General features: G+C 73.6%; 17 protein-coding genes and 1 riboswitch. Of the genes, 8 read left to right on the top strand and 9 right to left on the bottom strand.

Translation table 11 applies throughout. From position 1 onward, the window contains the following. Positions 1-61 precede the first annotated feature (61 nt). A complete protein-coding gene (locus ACFQ46_RS17225) occupies positions 62-991 on the top strand; it encodes a LysR family transcriptional regulator (protein WP_380260599.1) in 930 nt (309 codons plus the stop codon). Here ACFQ46_RS17225 and ACFQ46_RS17220 read toward each other — a convergent pair. From ACFQ46_RS17220 to ACFQ46_RS17205, 4 genes are all read right to left on the bottom strand, one after another. Then, complete coding sequence (locus ACFQ46_RS17220) at positions 972-2,360, bottom strand: L-serine ammonia-lyase (protein WP_380260974.1); 1,389 nt, start codon at positions 2,358-2,360, stop codon at positions 972-974. The genes ACFQ46_RS17225 and ACFQ46_RS17220 overlap by 20 nt on opposite strands. A 30-nt stretch (positions 2,361-2,390) precedes the next feature. Then, a complete protein-coding gene (gene gcvT / locus ACFQ46_RS17215) occupies positions 2,391-3,515 on the bottom strand; it encodes a glycine cleavage system aminomethyltransferase GcvT (protein WP_380260598.1) in 1,125 nt (374 codons plus the stop codon). A gap of 40 nt (positions 3,516-3,555) precedes the next feature. Further along, positions 3,556-3,654, bottom strand: a riboswitch (glycine riboswitch). 177 nt (positions 3,655-3,831) lie between these two features. Then, positions 3,832-4,221, bottom strand: coding sequence for a tautomerase family protein (locus ACFQ46_RS17210; RefSeq protein WP_380260597.1), 390 nt, complete (start codon positions 4,219-4,221; stop codon positions 3,832-3,834). A gap of 25 nt (positions 4,222-4,246) precedes the next feature. Then, positions 4,247-5,260 (bottom strand): LacI family DNA-binding transcriptional regulator, encoded by a 1,014-nt coding sequence (locus tag ACFQ46_RS17205; RefSeq protein ID WP_380260596.1) that lies wholly within the window; start codon positions 5,258-5,260, stop codon positions 4,247-4,249. 134 nt (positions 5,261-5,394) lie between these two features. Here ACFQ46_RS17205 and ACFQ46_RS17200 point away from each other — a divergent pair, with 134 nt between their 5' ends. Both ACFQ46_RS17200 and ACFQ46_RS17195 read left to right on the top strand, forming a co-directional pair. Then, positions 5,395-6,615 (top strand): Gfo/Idh/MocA family protein, encoded by a 1,221-nt coding sequence (locus ACFQ46_RS17200; protein ID WP_380260595.1) that lies wholly within the window; start codon positions 5,395-5,397, stop codon positions 6,613-6,615. Positions 6,616-6,628: 13 nt separating this feature from the next. After that, positions 6,629-7,627, top strand: a complete 999-nt coding sequence (locus ACFQ46_RS17195) for a sugar phosphate isomerase/epimerase family protein (RefSeq protein ID WP_380260594.1) — start codon at positions 6,629-6,631, stop codon at positions 7,625-7,627. Between the two features lie 46 nt (positions 7,628-7,673). Here ACFQ46_RS17195 and ACFQ46_RS17190 read toward each other — a convergent pair whose 3' ends face one another. Next, positions 7,674-8,672, bottom strand: coding sequence for a Gfo/Idh/MocA family oxidoreductase (locus ACFQ46_RS17190; protein WP_380260593.1), 999 nt, complete (start codon positions 8,670-8,672; stop codon positions 7,674-7,676). Positions 8,673-8,677: 5 nt separating this feature from the next. Continuing rightward, on the bottom strand, positions 8,678-9,631 hold the full coding sequence (locus tag ACFQ46_RS17185) for a sugar phosphate isomerase/epimerase family protein (RefSeq protein WP_380260592.1): 954 nt from the start codon (positions 9,629-9,631) through the stop codon (positions 8,678-8,680). An 86-nt stretch (positions 9,632-9,717) separates the two neighbouring features. Between ACFQ46_RS17185 and ACFQ46_RS17180 the strand changes: the two genes are divergently transcribed. Genes ACFQ46_RS17180 through ACFQ46_RS17165 form a run of 4 tightly spaced genes read left to right on the top strand, consistent with a single transcriptional unit; the run spans position 9,718 to position 13,421 of the window. After that, on the top strand, positions 9,718-10,755 hold the full coding sequence (locus ACFQ46_RS17180) for a LacI family DNA-binding transcriptional regulator (RefSeq protein WP_380260591.1): 1,038 nt from the start codon (positions 9,718-9,720) through the stop codon (positions 10,753-10,755). 47 nt (positions 10,756-10,802) lie between these two features. Then, positions 10,803-12,011, top strand: coding sequence for an FAD-binding domain-containing protein (locus ACFQ46_RS17175; RefSeq protein WP_380260590.1), 1,209 nt, complete (start codon positions 10,803-10,805; stop codon positions 12,009-12,011). A gap of 43 nt (positions 12,012-12,054) precedes the next feature. Beyond that, on the top strand, positions 12,055-12,495 hold the full coding sequence (locus ACFQ46_RS17170; protein ID WP_380260589.1) for a MerR family transcriptional regulator: 441 nt from the start codon (positions 12,055-12,057) through the stop codon (positions 12,493-12,495). 11 nt (positions 12,496-12,506) lie between these two features. Continuing rightward, positions 12,507-13,421 (top strand): NAD-dependent epimerase/dehydratase family protein, encoded by a 915-nt coding sequence (locus tag ACFQ46_RS17165; protein WP_380260588.1) that lies wholly within the window; start codon positions 12,507-12,509, stop codon positions 13,419-13,421. Here the strand turns inward: ACFQ46_RS17165 and sigJ are convergent, their stop codons facing one another. Then, entirely contained in the window at positions 13,422-14,312 is an 891-nt protein-coding gene (gene sigJ / locus ACFQ46_RS17160; protein ID WP_380260587.1) for an RNA polymerase sigma factor SigJ, read from the bottom strand. Positions 14,313-14,428: 116 nt separating this feature from the next. Between sigJ and ACFQ46_RS17155 the strand changes: the two genes are divergently transcribed. Beyond that, positions 14,429-15,169 carry an SDR family oxidoreductase gene (locus tag ACFQ46_RS17155; protein WP_380260586.1) on the top strand — a complete coding sequence of 247 codons (741 nt, stop codon included), beginning with the start codon at positions 14,429-14,431 and terminating at the stop codon, positions 15,167-15,169. A gap of 15 nt (positions 15,170-15,184) precedes the next feature. Here ACFQ46_RS17155 and ACFQ46_RS17150 read toward each other — a convergent pair whose 3' ends face one another. Beyond that, a complete protein-coding gene (locus tag ACFQ46_RS17150; protein WP_380260972.1) occupies positions 15,185-16,096 on the bottom strand; it encodes an NAD-dependent epimerase/dehydratase family protein in 912 nt (303 codons plus the stop codon). 117 nt (positions 16,097-16,213) lie between these two features. Next, on the bottom strand, positions 16,214-17,215 hold the full coding sequence (locus tag ACFQ46_RS17145; RefSeq protein WP_380260585.1) for a substrate-binding domain-containing protein: 1,002 nt from the start codon (positions 17,213-17,215) through the stop codon (positions 16,214-16,216). Between the last annotated feature and the right edge of the window lie 70 nt (positions 17,216-17,285).

The following is a 17,285-nucleotide window of genomic DNA, read 5'->3' as shown; positions in this document are numbered from 1 at the left end:
CGGTGGGACCATCCATCGGGATCGGTGATGGAAGAGCGGTATGGAGCGGGATGGGAGTGCGGTGGAGCTGCGTCAGCTGGAGGTGTTCCTCGCCGTCGTCGAGGCGGGGACGATCAGCGCGGCCGCCCGGCGGCTGGGGGCGGCGCAGTCCGCGGTGAGCACCGTCGTGCGGGCGCTGGAGGAGGACCTGGGCGTCGCCCTGTTCGTCCGCACCTCACGCCGCGCCGTCGTCACCGACGCGGGCCGGGCCCTGCTGCCGGAGGCCCGACGGGTGCTCGCCGGGGTCTCCGAGGCGCGCTCGGCGGTGCTCGACGCCGACGGTGGACCCTCCGGGCCGCTGGTCGTGGGCGTCGTCACGACGATGCACCCGGTGGACCTGCCCCCGCTGCTGCAGCGGTTCACGACGGCGAACCCCCGGGTGTCGGTGTCGATGCGGGTCTTCGCCGACGGTTCGCGGGGTCTGCTGCGCGCTCTCGTCGACGGCGAGCTGGACGTCGCGTTCCTGTCCTGGCCGTTCCGGCCGCCGGCGAGCGTCGTGCTGCGCCACCTCGACCGGAGCGCCTTCCGGTTGCTGCTGCCCCCCGGGCACCCGCTGGCCTCCTCGGCCCCGGTGGAACTGGCGGACCTCGCGGGGGACCGCTGGATCGACGGCCCGCCGGGTTTCGCGAACCGCCTGCAGGTCGACACGCTGTTCGCGCGGGTCGGCGCGACGCGACGGGTGGTCCTGGAGGTGCCGGACGTCTCGACGTTCCCCCGCTACGTCGCCGCCGGTCTCGGCCCGGCGTTCGTACCGGGTTCGGTCCCCGTCGGGGCCGGCTGCCACGAGCAGCCCCTCGCGGGTGAGCCGCTGAGCTGGACGTTGTCGCTGGCGACCTCGCGTCCCTCCCCCGAACGTCCCGCGCGCAAGGCCGTCACCGCCTTCGCCGAGGCCGTCGACCGCCACGTCCGCCGCTCCGCGCCGGACCCGGGGGTCAGCACTCGGGGACGTTGACCCCGACGGTGGGGCGGCCGATGACGGTGAGGGCGAGACCGCCGAGGGAGGTCTCCTTGTACTCCGAGCGCATGTGCGCGCCGGTCTGGCGCATCGTCGCGATCGCGGTGTCCAGGCTCACGACGTGGCTGCCGTCACCGCGCATCGCGGTGCGGGCCGCGTGGATCGCGGTGGTCGCGCCGACGGCGTTGCGTTCGATGCAGGGGATCTGGACGAGCCCGCCGACGGGGTCGCAGGTGAGGCCCAGGTGGTGCTCGACGGCGATCTCGGCGGCGTTCTCCACCTGTTCGGGAGTTCCCCCGAGGACCTCGGCGAGACCGGCCGCGGCCATCGCGCTGGCCGAACCCACCTCGCCCTGGCAGCCGACCTCGGCGCCGGAGATGGAACCCGTCTCCTTGAGGATGATCCCGATCCCCCCGGCCGCCAGCAGGAACCGGACCGTCCCGGCGTCGTCGGCGCCGCGGACGAAGCGCCGGTAGAAGTGCAGCACGGCAGGCACGATGCCCGCGGCGCCGTTCGTCGGGGCCGTGACGACCCGGCCGCCGGCGGCGTTCTCCTCGTTCACCGCGAGCGCGAAGAGGCTGACCCAGTCCATCGCGTGCAGGACGTCGGCGGCGGTGTTCCCCTCCTCGGAGAGGAGTTCGCGGTGCAGGCGCGGGGCGCGGCGGCGGACGCCGAGCCCGCCGGGGAGGGTTCCGTCGGTGACGAGGCCGTGGTCGACGCAGGCCGCCATGGCGGCGAAGATGTCCAGCAGCCCGGAGTCCACGTCGTTCCCGGAGCGGAGGCTCTCCTCGTTGCGGCGCACCAGGTCCGCGACCCCGAGGCCGGTCGAGCGGCAGTGGTCGAGGAGTTCCTGGGCGCTGCGGAAACCGTGCGGCAACCCCGCCCCGGTCCCCACGACGGGTTCGCTCGCGTCCAGCGGGTGGTCGCGGACGAAACCCCCGCCGACGGAGTACGACGTGCGTTCGGCGACGACGTCACCGGCGGCGTCGCGGGCCGTGAACACCATGCCGTTGGGGTGGGCGGGCAGCGAGGTCCGGCCGATCAGGCGGACGTCGCCGTCGAGGTCGAAACCCACCGGGTGCCGGCCGAGGACCCGCAGTCGACCGCTGCGCCGGATCTCGTCGAGGAGCCCTCCCACGGCGTCGGGATCGATGAGTTCGGGCCGTTCACCGAGCAGTCCCAGGACGACGGCCCGGTCGGTGCCGTGTCCGCGGCCGGTGGCCCCCAGCGATCCGTAGAGGTCGACGGTGACGGAGACGACCCGTTCCAGCGCGGCGGTTCCCTCGAGGTGCTCGGCGAAGGCGAGGGCGGCGCGCATCGGGCCGACGGTGTGCGAGCTCGACGGGCCGATGCCGATGGAGAACATGTCGAAGACGGACAGCGGAGCGCTCACGCGTCAGCGCTCCCGACGGTAGAAGGGCAGTGCGACGACCTCGACGGGCAGTTCGGAACCGCGGACGTCGACGGCCAGCGCGGTGCCGGGGGCGGAGAGCGCGGCGTCGACGTAGGCCATCGCGACGGGGTAGCCGAGCGTGGGCGACAACGCGCCGCTGGTGACCTCCCCGACCGGGTTCCCGTCGGAGACGACGGCGTACCCGGCACGGGGAGCCCGGCGCCCCGATCCCTTCAGGCCGACCAGCACCCGGGCGGGTGCGACCTCGGCGAGTCGTCGCAGCGCCTCGAGCCCGACCGGTCCCGGGTCCTTGTCCAGCTTCACGACACGGCCGAGGCCGGCGGCGAACGGGCTGGTCTCGCGGGTCAGTTCGTGGCCGTAGAGCGGCATCCCCGCCTCCAGGCGCAGGGTGTCCCGGCAGGCCAGCCCGGCGGGGACCCCACCGTGCTCCCGGGCCGCGGACAGCAGCGCGTCCCAGACGGTGACCGCGTGCTCGACCGGGGCGAACACCTCGAAACCGTCCTCCCCGGTGTACCCGGTGCGCGCGAGCAGCACGGGGACGTCGCGCAGGGTGGCGGACGCGCTGCGGTAGTAGCCGAGCGCGTCGAGGTCGACGTCCACGAGGGGTCCGAGGATCGCCACCGACGCCGGCCCCTGCACCGCGACGAGGGCCCAGCGGGCGGTCTCGTCGGCGACGTGGACGTCGAAGGGGCGACACCGGTCGGCGATGGCCACGACGACGGGTTCGACGTTCGCGGCGTTGGCGACGACGAGGAACTCCTGCTCGCCGAGGCGGTAGGTCACGAGGTCGTCGACGATCCCGCCCTCGTGGTCGACGAGCATCCCGTAGGCCGCCCGGCCGATCGGCATGGTCGAGGCCCGCCCGACGAGGGCCGCGTCCAGCGCCGCTCCCGCCTCGGGGCCGGTGACCCGGATCTCCCCCATGTGCGAGAGGTCGAAGACCCCGGCGCGCTCGCGGACGGCCTTGTGCTCGGCGAGGTCGGAGGCGTAGCGCAGCGGCATCTGCCAGCCGGCGAAGTCGGTGAAGGAGGCGCCGAGCGCCGCGTGGACGTCGGCGAGGGGCGTGCTCGTCGGGCTGACCGTCGCGCTGCTGACCTGGGTGTTCACGGGGCTCCTCTCGTCGCGACCGCGCGGTGCGGTCGCGTGCTGGACCCCCTCTGTCGCGGAACCTGAGAGCTTCACCCTGCGGGGCAGGGCTTTCCCCGTCGGTGAGGACCCAGGGGTCCTGCTCTCCAGAGCGGCCTGCCCGTGGCGGTACGTGGACCTGAGAGGTTCCGGGGTGGTTGCTCCTTCGGTGCCCACCGGTGGGACCGGTGGGGCTCTCCCGCCCGGGGGAAGCGGCCGTGTGTTCAGTTGTGCTGCCTGTCAGCGTGGCACACGACCGCCCCCGGGGACCAGCGCCGCCGCGTCCCGCCGCGCCGGCTCAGAGCTCCCCGGTGAGGAACTGGGCGCGGCCGTGGCCGAAGGACCAGTCGGCGTCGGAGTTCTCCACGACCGAGACGACGACGTCGGAGGGTGCGGTCCCGCAGCGGGTGCGCAGCTGCTCGACGAGCAGGCGGTAGAACGCCTCCTTCTGCGCGCGCGGGCGGGGGCGGCTGGTCACCTGCAGCACGATGACGTCGCGGGTGCGCTCGATGCCGAGGCCGGTGTCGTGGACGACGAGTTCGCCCTCGGGGTGCTGGTGGACGACCTGGTACCGGTCGCCGTCGGGGACGCCGAACGCCTCGACCACGGCGGTGTGGGCGGCGTCGAGCAGGGTGGCGACCTCGTCGGGGCGACGGCCGGCGACGAGGTCGAAGCGGAGCAGGGGCACGAGAACCTCCGGGTAATTTGTCCTGTCATTTTGACATGACTGGACCGGTCGTGTCCCGCACCACCAGCCGCGGGACGAGGACGACGTCGGCGGGGCCCGGATCGTCCTCGCCGTCCAGGCGCCGCACGGCCGCCCGCACCGCGCACGCCGCCTGCCCGGCCGCGTCCTGACTCACCGACGTCAGCCGCACGTGCCCCAACCGGGCCAGGAGGCTGTCGTCGTAGCCGGTCACCGACACCCGCCCGGGGACCGCGATCCCCTCCCGCAGGAGGACGTCGAGGACGCCGAGCGCGATCCGGTCGCTGGCGGCCACCACCGCCGTCCCCGTCCACCCCCCACCCAGGACCCGCCGGGTGGCGGCCGCCCCGCCCTCCTCGTCGAAGGCCCCCTCCACGACCCGCCCGCGCACCCCGGCGGCCGCGACGGCGGCCTCGAACCCGGCGCGGCGGTCGGCGGCGATGTCCCCCGCGCCGCCCGAGACGTGCAGCAGGTCCCGGTGACCCAGGTCGACCAGGTGCTCGACCAGCAGCCGCGTCCCGACCTCGTCGGAGGCGCGCACGACGTCGGGCCCCGGCGACCCGGGGTCCGCGAGGCGCGGCCGCCGTCCCAGGACCACGACGGGGACGCGTCGCCGCAGCTCCGCCAGCTCCGCACCGGGCAGTTCCGGCCCGAGCAGCAGCAGCGCCTCGCAGCGGGAGTCCAGCAGGGTCTCGACCGCCGCCCGCTCCCCCCGCGTGCGGGTCACCGCGGCGAGCACGACGTCGTAGCCGGCCTCCTCCGCGGCGTCCTGCAGCTCCTCGACGAGCTCGGCGTGGAAGGCGTTGCGGACGGCCACGGTGATCCCGAGCAGGCGGGTGCGCCGCAGCGCGAGGCTGCTCGCCGCGCGATCGGCGCGGTACCCGAGGTCGGCGGCCGCCCGCAGCACGCGGGCAGCCGTCTCGGCGCTGGGCCCCGGCGCCCCCCGCAGGGCGAGGGACACCATGCCCTTCGACACCCCGGCCCGGGCCGCGACGTCCTTGATCGTGGGTCGAGCGGACACCGGACTCCCTCCCTGGCCCGCTTGACAACGGCGGACGGTCGAACCGATTCTAGCGGCAGTCGTTCAAACCGGTTTGAAACCACGTCGCACCAGTGCCGATGCCGACCCGCGACCCCTCCCGAGAGGCCCGACCGATGCCCCCCACCTCCCCCATCCCCCCGATCGGCGTCGCCGTGATCGGCGCCGGCATGGCCGGCCGCGCCCACCTCGCCGGCTACCGCGCCGCCACCACCCTCGCCGGCGGCCGCTACGGCGAGGGCCTGCCGCCGGTCCGCCTGGTCGCCGTCGCCGACGCGCACGAACCCTTCGCGATCGCTGCGGCGCAGCGCTACGGCTACGAGCGCGCCGAGACGTCCTGGCAGGCCGTCGCGCAGGCCGACGACATCGACGCGGTCAGCGTCGTCGTCGCCAACCACCTGCACCGCGAGATCGTCGAGGGGCTGCTCGCCGCGGGCAAGCACGTCCTCTGCGAGAAGCCGCTGGCCCCCTCCGTCGCCGACGCGGAGGCGATGGTGGCCGCCGCCGCGCAGCACCCCGACCTCGTCGCCGCGGTGGGTTTCACGTTCCGCCGCTCCCCCGCGGTCAACGCCCTGCGCGAGCAGGTGCTCAACGGTCACCTCGGGGCCGTCCGCCACTTCAACGGCCACTACTGGTGCGACTACGCGGCCAACCCGAACGCCCCCATCAGCTGGCGCTACCGGGGCGGTCTGGGGTCGGGGGCGCTCGCGGACATCGGCAGCCACCTGGTCGACCTCGGCGAGTACTTCTGCGGGCCGCTGGAGTCCGTGCGGGGCACGGTGTTCTCGCAGGTCACGACGCGCCGGCCGAAACCGGTCGGTGCCGTCGTCGGGCACGCCCTGACCGAGGTGAGCGCCGAGTTCGAGGACGTCGAGAACGAGGACCTGGCGACGTTCACGGCGACGTTCGCGAACGGAGCGACCGGGACGTTCTCGGTCTCGCGCATCGCGCACGGCCTGCCCAACGGACTGGGTTTCGAGATCTTCACCGAGCACGGCGCGGGGGCCTTCGACCTCAACCGCACCGGTGAGTTCACCATCGCCGACTCGACCGCGCCCGGCGTGGTCAACGGCTACCGGCAGGTCCTCGTCGGCCCCGAGCACCCCTACGTCGCGGGTGGGCTCCCGATGGACTTCGGCGGCGTCGGGCACGGGCAGAGCGACTTCTTCAGCTTCCAGTGCCGGGCGTTCCTCAACGAGGTCGCCGGTGGGGTCGGAACCCCGATCGGCGACCTGCCCGTGGTGCCGCCGATGGCCCACGGCCTGCACAACCTGCGCGCGCTCGAGGCGGTCACCCGGGCCGCCGACGGCACGGGCGAACCCGTCCCCGTCGATTGAGGGAGAACCGACCGTGAAACTCGGCGTCTACAACGCGATCCTGCACGACCGCTCCCTGCCCGAGGCGCTGGAGGTCGTCGCCGGCCTCGGGCTGGAGGGCATCGAACTCAACTCCGGCGGGTTCCTCCCCCCGGTCCACATCCCCACCTTCGACGACATCCTGGTCAGCGACACCGCGCGTGACGAGTTCCTCGGGACCTTCGAGGGCACCGGGGTCTCGATCGCCGGCCTGAACTGCAACGGCAACCCGTTGCACCCGAACCGGGTCATCGGCGACCAGCACGCCGAGGACGTCCGCCGTTCGATCCGGCTGGCGAACCGCCTGGGCCAGCACCGCGTCGTCACCATGTCGGGGCTCCCCGGCGCCGAGCCCGGGGCGACCCGCCCCACCTGGGTGGTGAACGCCTGGAACTCCCGCGACCTCGACGTCATCGACCACCAGTGGAGCGTCGCCGTCCCGTTCTGGAAGGAGATCGACGCCCTCGGTCGCGACCTCGACGTCAAGGTCGCCCTCGAACTGCACCCGCAGAACGTCGTCTTCAACCCGGCGAACCTGCGCGAACTGCTGGAACGCACGGGGGCCACCCACGTCGGCGTCGAACTCGACGCCTCGCACCTGTTCTGGCAGCAGATGGACCCCGTCGCCGTCGTCCGCGACTTCGGTCCGCTGGTGTTCCACGCCGCGGCCAAGGACGTGCGGATCAACCCGGCCGCCGCGGTCTACGGCGTGCTGGACAACCGGTTCCGTCGCCTCGACCCCTCCGAGGACCGCACGAACCTCGGGGGCGACGAGTGGGTCAACGAGTGGCCGAAGGAATCCGCGTGGGACTTCGTCGCCCTCGGCAGGGGCCACGACACCGCGTTCTGGGCCGAGTTCCTGCGCGTCCTGCACGAGGTCGACCCGGACATGGCCGTGAACATCGAGCACGAGGACACCTCCCTCGGGCGGATCGAGGGCCTGGAGGTGGCGGCGGAGGTCCTCAAGGACGCCGCCCGGGCCGCCGGGGTCTGAGCGGCGGCCCGGACGGACGGGACGCCCTGTCGCGCAGGGCGTCCCGTCACGGGTAGGCGATGGTCTCCGTCCGTCCGCTGGCCAGGGCGCGGGTGGCCGCGTCGGCCACGGCCTGGGCCGCGAGACCGTCCTCCAGCGTGACGGGCGGGGTGGTCCCCCGCTCCAGCGCGTCGACGAAGGCGGCCAGCGTGGCGGCGTAGGTCGGTTCGACCCGCTCGAACCAGCCCGGCGGCAACGCGTCGGCGACGACCCCGGTCGCGCCGTAGTGCACGACGTTTCCCCGGTGGTGACGGCGGGACTCCACCAGCCCCGTGGACCCCATGACCTCGATGCGCTCGTCGTAGCCGTACCCGGTGCGCCGGACGCTGTCGATCTGCACGAGCGCCCCCGAGGGCATGGTCAGCACGGCCACCGAGGTGTCGACGTCGCCGAAGCGCGCGATGCGGGGATCGGCCAGGGCGGAACCCGTGACGGAGACCGAGACCGGGTCCTGACCGCTGATCCACCGCGCGAGGTCGAAGAAGTGCACGGTCTGGTCGCGCAACTGGCCCCCGGAGACCTCGAGGTACTCGATGGGCGGGAGGGAAGGGCCGCGCGACGTCAGCTGCAGGAGTTCGACCTCCCCGACGCCCCCCTCCGCCACCACGCGACGGAGCGCGGCGTGGTCGCGGTCGAAGCGGCGGTTGAAGTCGAGCATGGCCGGCACCCCGCTGCGGCGGACGTGCGCGACGACGTCGCGCGCCGCGGCGATGTCGGGAGCGAGGGGTTTCTCGCAGATGACGGCCAGGCCGGCGTCGGCGGCCGCGCGCAGGTGCTGGGCGTGGGTGTCGGTGGAAGAGGCGATGAACACCGCGTCGACGTGGTCGGCGTCGAAGACCTCACGGAGATCGCCGGCGGCCCGCGAGCGGTGACGGCGGGCGAGGTCGTGGGCGCGGGCCTCGTCGATGTCGTAGACGAGGACGAGGTCGACGTCCGGGTGCGCGGCGAGGTTGCGGGCGTGGACGGAGCCGATGAACCCGGCACCGACGAGGGCGAAGCGTTGCACGGGGCTCAGCCGACCAGGATGGCGAGCAGGTTGCGCATGGTCGTCGCCACCACCAGCGGATCGTGCTCGTTGGCGCGGTCGGAGAACATCTCCGAGACCCACCAGCCGTCGTAGCCCGTGGACTTGATCGCGTCGACCCACTGCTGCAACGGGATCGCTCCCCCGCCGATGACGACGTTGCGGTGCACGCCCTGGTCGGCGACGTCGTGCTCGCGGTCGAGGTCGAGACCGTCGGAGAGGTGGACGGCCTTGATGAGTTCCGGCGGCAGGGCGGCGACCTCCTCGAGGGTGTCCCCCGTGGACCAGAAGTGCCAGGTGTCCAGCGCGATCCCGACGTTGGGCCGCCCGGCGGTCTCGATGATCCGCAGCGCGTGGCGGCAGTGGTTGAGCCGGGCCCAGGCGAGGGGTTCGAGGTAGAGCTCGAGGCCGTGGTCGGCGGCGATGTCGGCGGCCTCGCGGACGTTGCCCGCGGTCACGGCGACGGCCTCGGCCTCGTCCATCCCCAGGGTCGCGCGGTAGCGGGCGTCGTCGTCGGCCAGGGTTCCCGCGCGGTGGTCCTTGACCACGCGGACGTCCACCGGACCGGTGCAGAGCTGGACGATCGGGGCGCCGAGCGTGGCGGCGATCGAGCACATGCGGCGCACCTCGGCGAGAAAGTCCTCCCGCGCAGCGCCCTGGCGCTCGGCGTCGAGGACCGCGCCGAGGCCCGTCACCTCGAGGCCTTCCAGGAGGGGCGGCAGCGTGTGCACCGAGAAACCCGCGTCGAGGTAGCGGTAGAGCTTGGGGCTCTGCAGTTCGATGCCCCCGAACCCGGCCTGCCTGGCGACGGCGATGTCCTGGACGACGTTGCCGAAGAAGGTGGTGGTGACGTTCATCGACAACTTCGGCAGGGACGTCGGGGAGGCCGGGGACCCGGCCGGGGGTGCCGCCGGGACCGGGTGGGTCGTGGAGGTGGACACGGTGCTCCTCGCTGAGCGACTGGACAGGTGTGGACCGGTCCAGATTAGCGTCCAGCGATCCACGTGTCTGCCCCTAAGCTGCCCCCGTGGAACACCGCGACGGACGCACGCCGGCACCGCGGATGCCCACGATCCGGGACGTGGCCGAGCGGGCCGGGGTGTCGAAGTCGCTGGCCTCGCTGGCGCTGCGGGGGGACCCCGGGGTGAGCGAGGCCCGCCGCGCCTCGGTGCGGGCGGCGGCGGAGGAGCTGGGCTACCACCCGAACCGGCTGGCCCGGGCGCTGGCCCAGCCGCGGTCGGGCACGGTCGGGGTCCTGCTCAACGACCTGCGCAACCCCTGGTTCGTCGAGCTCCTCGCCGGCCTGACCGCCTCCCTCGACGGCGCCGGGCTGGCGCCCGTGCTCGCCGACTCCTTCACCTCCCGGCGGGTCGGGCGCTCGGCGGTGGACCAGCTGCGCTCGCAGCGGGTCGACGCGGTCGTCGTCGTCGGCACCACCGACGACGACCAGGAGCTGCGCCGGGCCGCGAGCGCCGGCCTGCCGATCGTGCTCGCCGGGACCTACGAACCGGGCGACCTGGACGCCGACGTGGTGGTCAACGACGACGGGGCCGGCGCGACCAGCGCGACCCGGCACCTGCTGGACCTCGGTCACCACCGGATGGTGCACCTGCGCGGTCCGGGACGGGTGGGTTCGCTGCGCGCCGAGGGGTTCGAGCGGACCCTCGCAGACGCCGGCCTGCCGGCGTCGGTCGTGGCCGGCGGCACGGGTGAGGAGAGCGGGTACGCCGCTGCCCGGCGGGTCCTCGAGAGCCGTGAGCGCCCGACCGCGATCTTCGCCTACAACGACCTGGCGGCCATCGGCACCCTGTCGGCGGCGCACGACCTGGGGCTCGGCGTTCCCGGGGACCTGTCGGTCATCGGCTACGACAACACCTACCTCGCCGCCATCCGCCACCTGTCCCTGACGTCGGTCGACAACGGGACCTTCGCCATCGGCGTCCAGAGCGGGCGTTTCGTCACCGAACGCCTCGCCGGCGGCGGCCAGGGGGGCCGCGTGCACCGGGTCGCCGCCACGCTCGCGGTCCGCCGGACGACGGGGCCCGCACCGGCGTCCACCGGCTGACCGCGGCGCCGGGTGCCGACCCCGCCCGCCGGGGCGACGATGGGCCGGTGCCCCTCCTGCCTCCCCCGCCGACCGAGCGCGACGCCGTGCGCGCCTGGGTCGCCACCCACCTCGGGCACCTGACCTGCGAGGCCCCGGACGAGGAGGTGGCGGTGTCCCCGGTGCGCGGCGGGCAGACCGCCGCCGACACCGCGCTCGCCACGCTGGACCTGACCGGCTACGCCGCCCGCCGCAACGAGGTGTTCCCGCGGGAGCGCCGCGGCGCGACGCGGCTCTCCCCCTACATCCGCCACGGCCTCCTCCCCCTGCCCGCCGTGTGGGCGGCGGCCGCCGACGCACCGGCCCGGGACCGCTCGAAGTTCCGCGACGAACTGCTCTGGCAGGAGTACGCGCGCCACCTCTACGCCCGCCTCGGCCACCGCACGGCGGACGCCCTGCGCTTCGAGGCTCCCGTCCCGGCGCAGGCCTGGCCCCGCGAGCCGTGGCCGCAGGAGATGGCGTGCGTCGCGGCGACCACCGCGGAACTGCACGAGGACGGCTGGCTGGTGAACCAGACCCGGATGTGGCTGGCGTCGCAGTGGTCGGTGCGGGCCGGGGCGGACTGGCGCGAGGGCGCGCAGGAGATGTACCGCCACCTGCTCGACGGTTCCCAGGCCGCCAACCGCCTCGGCTGGCAGTGGGCGGTCGGGACCGGGACGGGCAAGGTCTACGGCTTCAGCCGCTGGCAGGTCGAGAAGCGCGCACCCGGTCTGTGCCGCAGCTGCCCCCTGCAGCGGGCCTGCCCCGTCCAGGAGTGGCCGGACACCGAGGCCGGCCCCCGCGCCGAGGCCCCGGACGCGCTGGCGGGCGGTCCCACCGACGCCGGCCCCCGGTCACCGGAGGTCACCGGGGAACCCGACACGGTCTGGTTGACGGCGGAGTCCCTCGGGGACACCGACCCGGCCCTGCTCGCGCACCCGGACCTCCCCGCGGTCTTCGTGTTCGACGAGCCGTTGCTGGCCCGCCTGCGGTTGTCCGGCAAGCGACTCGTCTTCCTCGCCGAGACCCTGGCGGAACTCGGCTGCGACGTGCACCTCGGCGACCCCGTGGCGGAACTGGCCGGACGCCGTCTGGCCGTCACCCACGCCCCCGTCCCCGGGTTCGCCCGTCGGTCGGCGCGGGCGGACGTCGTCGCCCGCCACCCGTGGCCGTGGCTGCGCCGACCCGGTTCGGGATCCTTGCGCTCGTTCAGCGCGTGGGTGCGTTCGGCGGGCTGAGGACGCTTGACCTCAAGCGCTTGAGGGCGCGCAGGATCTCCCTGTGCGCACACGAGTCGACGACCTGAGCATCGCCGAGATGGCGGCACGATCGGGTTTCAGCGAACCCACGCTCCGCTACTACGAGAAGATCGGCCTGCTCGGCCCGGTCCCGCGCGACGTCGACAGCGGGCACCGACGCTACGACGAGGCCACGGCCGCCCGGATCGAGGCGCTGGCCTGCCTGCGCTCGGCCGGCGTCGGAGTCGCCGACCTGCGCCGCTACCTCGACCTGCTCGCGCGTGGTGACGCGGAATCCGCTGCCGCGCAACGTGACCTGTTCAGCGCGCAGGCAGCCCGCGTCGAGGCCGAGATCGCCCGGCTCCGGGTCCGCGCCGAGTACCTGCACCGCAAGACCGACCTGTGGGACGCCCGGGTGCGCGGGGACGCCGACGCCGAACAACGCGCCGTCGCCGCCGTGACCGAGGTCCTCACCAGATTCTGAAGGAGAACACCGTGGACCGCACCATCGTGGTGACCGGGGCGACCGGTCACGTCGGGAACCACTCGCTCGTCCGCCTGCTCGCCGACGGCGAACGCGTCCGGGCACTCGTCCGCGGCCCGGAGGGGAGGGACGTCGTGCTCGCGGCGGTGGACCGGGCCGGCGTCGACGCGACGGCGCTGGAGTTCGCGACGGCGACCCTCGACGTCGACGACGGCTGGAACGAGGCGCTGGCCGGCGCGGACGGGGTCCTGCACCACGCCTCACCGTTCCCGTCGCGACAACCCGAGAACCCTGACGACGTCATCCGGCCGGCCCGGGAGGGCGCACTCCGCGTCCTGCGCGCCGCCCGGGAGCAGGGCGTCCGCCGGGTCGTCCTGACGTCGTCGTTCGCGGCGGTCGGCTACTCCCGCAGCAGCGGAGGACCGTTCACCGAAGCGGACTGGACGGACGGTGACGACGTCACCGCCCCGCCCTACGTCCGGTCCAAGGCGCTGGCCGAACGGGCCGCGTGGGCGTTCGTGGCCGACGGCGGACCAGAACTGGCCGTGGTGAACCCGACCGGGATCTTCGGCCCGACGCTGTCCCCGCGCCTCTCGGCCTCGGTCGCGATGGTCGCCGCGCTGGTCGAGGGCCGACCCGTCGGCGATCCGGGACGGGCGTTCGGGATCGTCGACGTGCGTGACGTCGTGGACCTGCACGTGCGGGCGCTGGACGATCCCGGGGCGGTGGGGCGCCGGTTCCTGGCGAGCGCGGGGCCGGCCGTGACGCTCGAGTGGCTCAGCCGGGTCGTGGCCGACCGCGCCGCACCCGATCTCGCCCTGCCCGGTTCTCCGGTCATCGCCACCGGGGCGGCCCGCACGGTCCTGGGGTGGCGCCCCCGGGACGTGGTCAGCACCGTCCTGGACACCGTCGACAGCCTCGGGTAGTCAGCCCGCGCCGGTGGCTCTCCACGTGCCGAGCTTGGCGGGGTTCAGCTGGATCCAGACGTCGGTGACGAGACCGGCCCGCACCCGGAGGTTCAGCAGGGCCCGGACGTCGGGGCCCTGCTCGAAGCGGTAGGCGAGCCCGTCGCCGGTGACCTCCTCGACGGCCACCGTCCCCGGGTTCTTGCGGGCGATCCCGAGGAGGAACCGGGCGGCGTCGTCGACGCCGCGCACCGGTCGACGGGCCGCGCTGACGACACCCCCACCGTCGGAGCGCACCGTGACCGACGGGTCGAGCAGGGCTGCGAGCGCGGCGAGGTCCCCGGTCCCGGCGGCCCGGGCGAAGGCCCGGGCGACGGCGTCGTGCTCGCGGCGGTCGCCCCCGACGGCGTCGTGCTCGCGCACCCGCCGCCGCGCCGAGGACGCCAGCTGGCGCACCGCGGCCGGGGTGCGCCCGACGACCAGCGCGATCTCGGGGAAGGGCAGGCCGAACACGTCGTGCAGGACGAAGGCGACCCGCTCGGCCGGGGTCATCGCCTCCATGACGACGAGGACGGCGGTGCTCACCGACTCCTCGAAGGTGATCCGGTCCAACGGGTCCTCGGCCCCGTCGCGGGAGCCGGAGAAGAACTGCGCCGGAACGGGTTCCGGCAACCACTCCCCGACGTAGCGTTCGCGGCGCTGCCGGGCGGAGCCCAGGACGTCCAGGCAGACCCGGCCCGCGACCCGGGTCAGCCACCCCTGCGGGTTCCCGATCGCGGCTCGTTCGGCGTCGCTCAGGCGGTACCAGCGGACGTAGGTCTCCTGGACGGCGTCCTCGGCCTCCGCGATCGTGCCGAGCATCCGGTAGGCCGACGACACCAACCGCCGACGCTCCTCGGGGACCTCACCCATCCCGGCTCCTCCCGCTCCTCGTGAGCGGACAGCCTGCCCGGTCGTCGGGCCACCTCACACTCCGGCCCGCCGCGTCGTCAGGAGGACGTGAGCACACCGTCCCAGGAGGTCAGCCCGTGAAGATCGCCGTCGCCGGGGGAACCGGCACCGTCGGACGCCACGTCGTGGACGTGGCCCGGGAGCAGGGACACGACACCGTCGTCCTGTCGCGGGCCACCGGCGTCGACCTCGTCACCGGATCGGGCCTGCGACCCGCGCTGGAGGGGGCCGACGTCGTCGTCGACGTCTCCTCGGTCGGGACGCGGTCGGCAGCCACCTCGCGGGAGTTCTTCCGGGCGGTGACGCTCAACCTGCTGCGCGCGGAGGAGGCCACCGGGGTCGGGCACCACGTGGCGCTGTCGATCGTCGGCGCCGAGCGCGCGCCGTTCGGCTACTACGCCGGCAAGGCCCTGCAGGAGGAACTCCTGACCCGGAGCCGCGTGCCCTGGACGGTGCTGCGCGCCACCCAGTTCCACGAGTTCGCGGAGCAGGTCCTCGGTCAGGCCACCCTCGGCCCCGTCGGCCTCGTCCCCGTCATGCGTTCCCGGCCCGTGGCGGCGCGGGAGGTCGGCGAACGCCTCGTCGAACTCGCCGGGGAGGGGGCCGCCGGGCGCGTGCGGGACCTCGGCGGACCCGAGGTCCTGCGCCTGGTCGACATGGTCCGCGCCTACGCCCGCGCCACCGGCCGCAGGGGGCCGGTGGTCGCGGTGCCGCTGCCGGGCGGGTTCGGGAAGGCGCTGCGGGACGGGACGATCCTGCCCGGCCCCGACGCCGACCGAGGGCGGCAGACCTTCAGCGAGTGGGTCGCGCAGTCGTGAACGGGTCGCCCCGCGTCAGGCGCGGGGGTCGGCCAGCACGTCGCGCCAGGAGTGCTGCGGCTCGTAACCGAGCAGTCGGCGCGCCTTGTCGATGCTGTAGAGGGTCTCGTTCCGCCCCAGGTCCCGGCGGACCTCGACCCCCTGGTAGAAGGTGTCGAGGAGCTCCTGGGTGCTCGCCGCGACGGACGTGTCGTCGTTGGCCACGTTGAACACCTCGAACCCGAGGCCGTCGGTCTCGAGTGCGCGCAGGGTCATCTGCCCCAGGTCGCGGGTGTCGATGTAGGAGAAGATGTTGCGTCGGCGCAACGCCGGGTCCGCCAGGAAGGGCGGGAACTTCTCGGCGTACTCGTGGGGCTCGATGACGTTGTTGATCCGGAAGCCGTAGACGTCCGCGCCGGTCCGGGCCTGGAAGGAGCGCGAGACGACCTCCCCCGCCACCTTGGACATCGCGTAGGAGTCCTCCGGGACGACGGGGTGGTCCTCGTCGACGGGCAGGTACAGCGGTTTGCGCTCGCCGCGGGCGAAGCAGATGCCGTAGGTCGTCTCCGAGGAGGCGAAGACCACCTTGCGGATGCCGAGCCGGGTCGCGGCCTCCAGCACGTTGTAGTGCGCCAGGATGTTCGTCGCGAACGTCGTGGCGTCCGGGGCGATGAGGATCGCGGGGATCGCCGCGAAGTGGACGACGGCGTCGTAGGCCGAACCCTCGGCCGCGGCCGGGCCCAGCTCGTCGAGGTCGGCCATCGTCGGCATGCCCGCCATCGCGGAGTAGACCTGGCCGGCGTCGGTCAGGTCGACGCGCAGGTCGGTGACGTCGGGGTGGCGCAGCGGGGTGAGGTCGGCGTTGGTGACCTGGTGGCCCTGGGAGGCCAGGAACGGGGCGACGTGGTGTCCGGCCTTGCCACTGCCGCCGGTGAAGAAGATGCGCATGGGACCAGCCAACCACCCATCTCGCGTTGCGCCAGGCCGGGCTCCCGCCGACCCCGGACGCGGGAGGACCCCGGCAGGGAAACCCTGCCGGGGTCCGGTGGTCCGATCCGCGTCAGGTCAGCGCGTGCCGGCCTTCGCGTACTTCGACACCGCGTCGATGTTGCTGGAGTCGATGAACGCGGGCCCGGTCAGCGTCGCCTGCCCACCGCCGATGGTGTTGGCGTTGTTCAGGTACAGCCAGAGCGAGTCGATCGCCTCGTACCCCTGCAGGTACGGCTGCTGGTCGACGGCCCACTCGACCTTCTTGTCCACGATGGCCTGGACGAGTTCGGCGTTGGTGTCGAACGTCGCCAGCTTGGCCGAGCTGCCCGCCTCCGAGATCGACTGGGTGGCGATCAGCGCGATCGGAGCACCCAGGGTGATGACGTGGTCGATGGACGAGTCCTGCTGGAGCTTGGCGGTCAGGGTCGTCTGCACCGCCGAGGAGTCCGTGCCGTTGACGTAGATGTTCTCCACCGAGCCGGCCCCGCCGAGACCCGCGGCCACGCCCTTGCAGCGGTCCTCGAGCTGGACCTGTCCCTGGGTCTGGATGACGCAGAGGACCTTCTTCGCGCCGTCGGTGCCCAGGCGCGCGCCCGCCGCCTTGCCGGCGATGGCCTCGTCCTGACCGAAGTACCCGATGGCCCCGAGGGACTGCCAGTCGTTGAACCCCGCGTTGAACGCGACCACGGGGATGCCCGCGGCCTTGGCGTTCGCCAGCGCGGTCGTGAGGGCCGAGGCGTTCGGCATCGAGACCGCGATGGCGTCGACCTTGGAGTCGACGGCGTTCTGGATGAGCGTCGCCTGCTGCGCCGCGTTGTCGTTGTTGGAGTACTGGTAGGTGATGTTGTCCTTCGCCGCGGCGGCGTCGGCCCCCTTGCGGATGATGTCGAAGAAGGTGTCACCCGCCGAAGCGTGCGTGATCAGGGCGACCTTGAACTTCGGCGTGCTGGCGACGGCCCCACCACTGGCGTCGTCACCGCTCTTCTCGGCACCACCGGTGCTGCTGCAGGCCGCCAGCCCGAGCGCCGCGACCGCCAGAACTGCTGCGGTGCGGAGTCCTCCACGAGACGTCTTCATGTCGTTCCCATCCTCGTCGACAGGCGTCACCCGCACCGTGCGGGTGACTCAGTCCGGCCTGTTGGTCGTG

It is taken from the genome of Kineococcus sp. GCM10028916 (assembly GCF_042674865.1).
GTDB lineage: Bacteria > Actinomycetota > Actinomycetes > Actinomycetales > Kineococcaceae > Kineococcus.
The sequence above is the reverse complement of the archived record's forward strand: the minus strand, read 5'-3'. Positions and strand labels throughout refer to the sequence as shown.

Excerpts from the sequence above, each read along its gene's own strand:
- ACFQ46_RS17220 (WP_380260974.1), bottom strand. The coding sequence starts at position 2,360 with ATGTTCTCCATCGGCATCGGCCCGTCGAGCTCGCACACCGTCGGCCCG.
- ACFQ46_RS17200 (WP_380260595.1), top strand. The coding sequence starts at position 5,395 with ATGCCCCCCACCTCCCCCATCCCCCCGATCGGCGTCGCCGTGATCGGC.
- sigJ (WP_380260587.1), bottom strand. The coding sequence starts at position 14,312 with ATGGGTGAGGTCCCCGAGGAGCGTCGGCGGTTGGTGTCGTCGGCCTAC.
- ACFQ46_RS17150 (WP_380260972.1), bottom strand. The coding sequence starts at position 16,096 with ATGCGCATCTTCTTCACCGGCGGCAGTGGCAAGGCCGGACACCACGTC.
- ACFQ46_RS17145 (WP_380260585.1), bottom strand. The coding sequence starts at position 17,215 with ATGAAGACGTCTCGTGGAGGACTCCGCACCGCAGCAGTTCTGGCGGTC.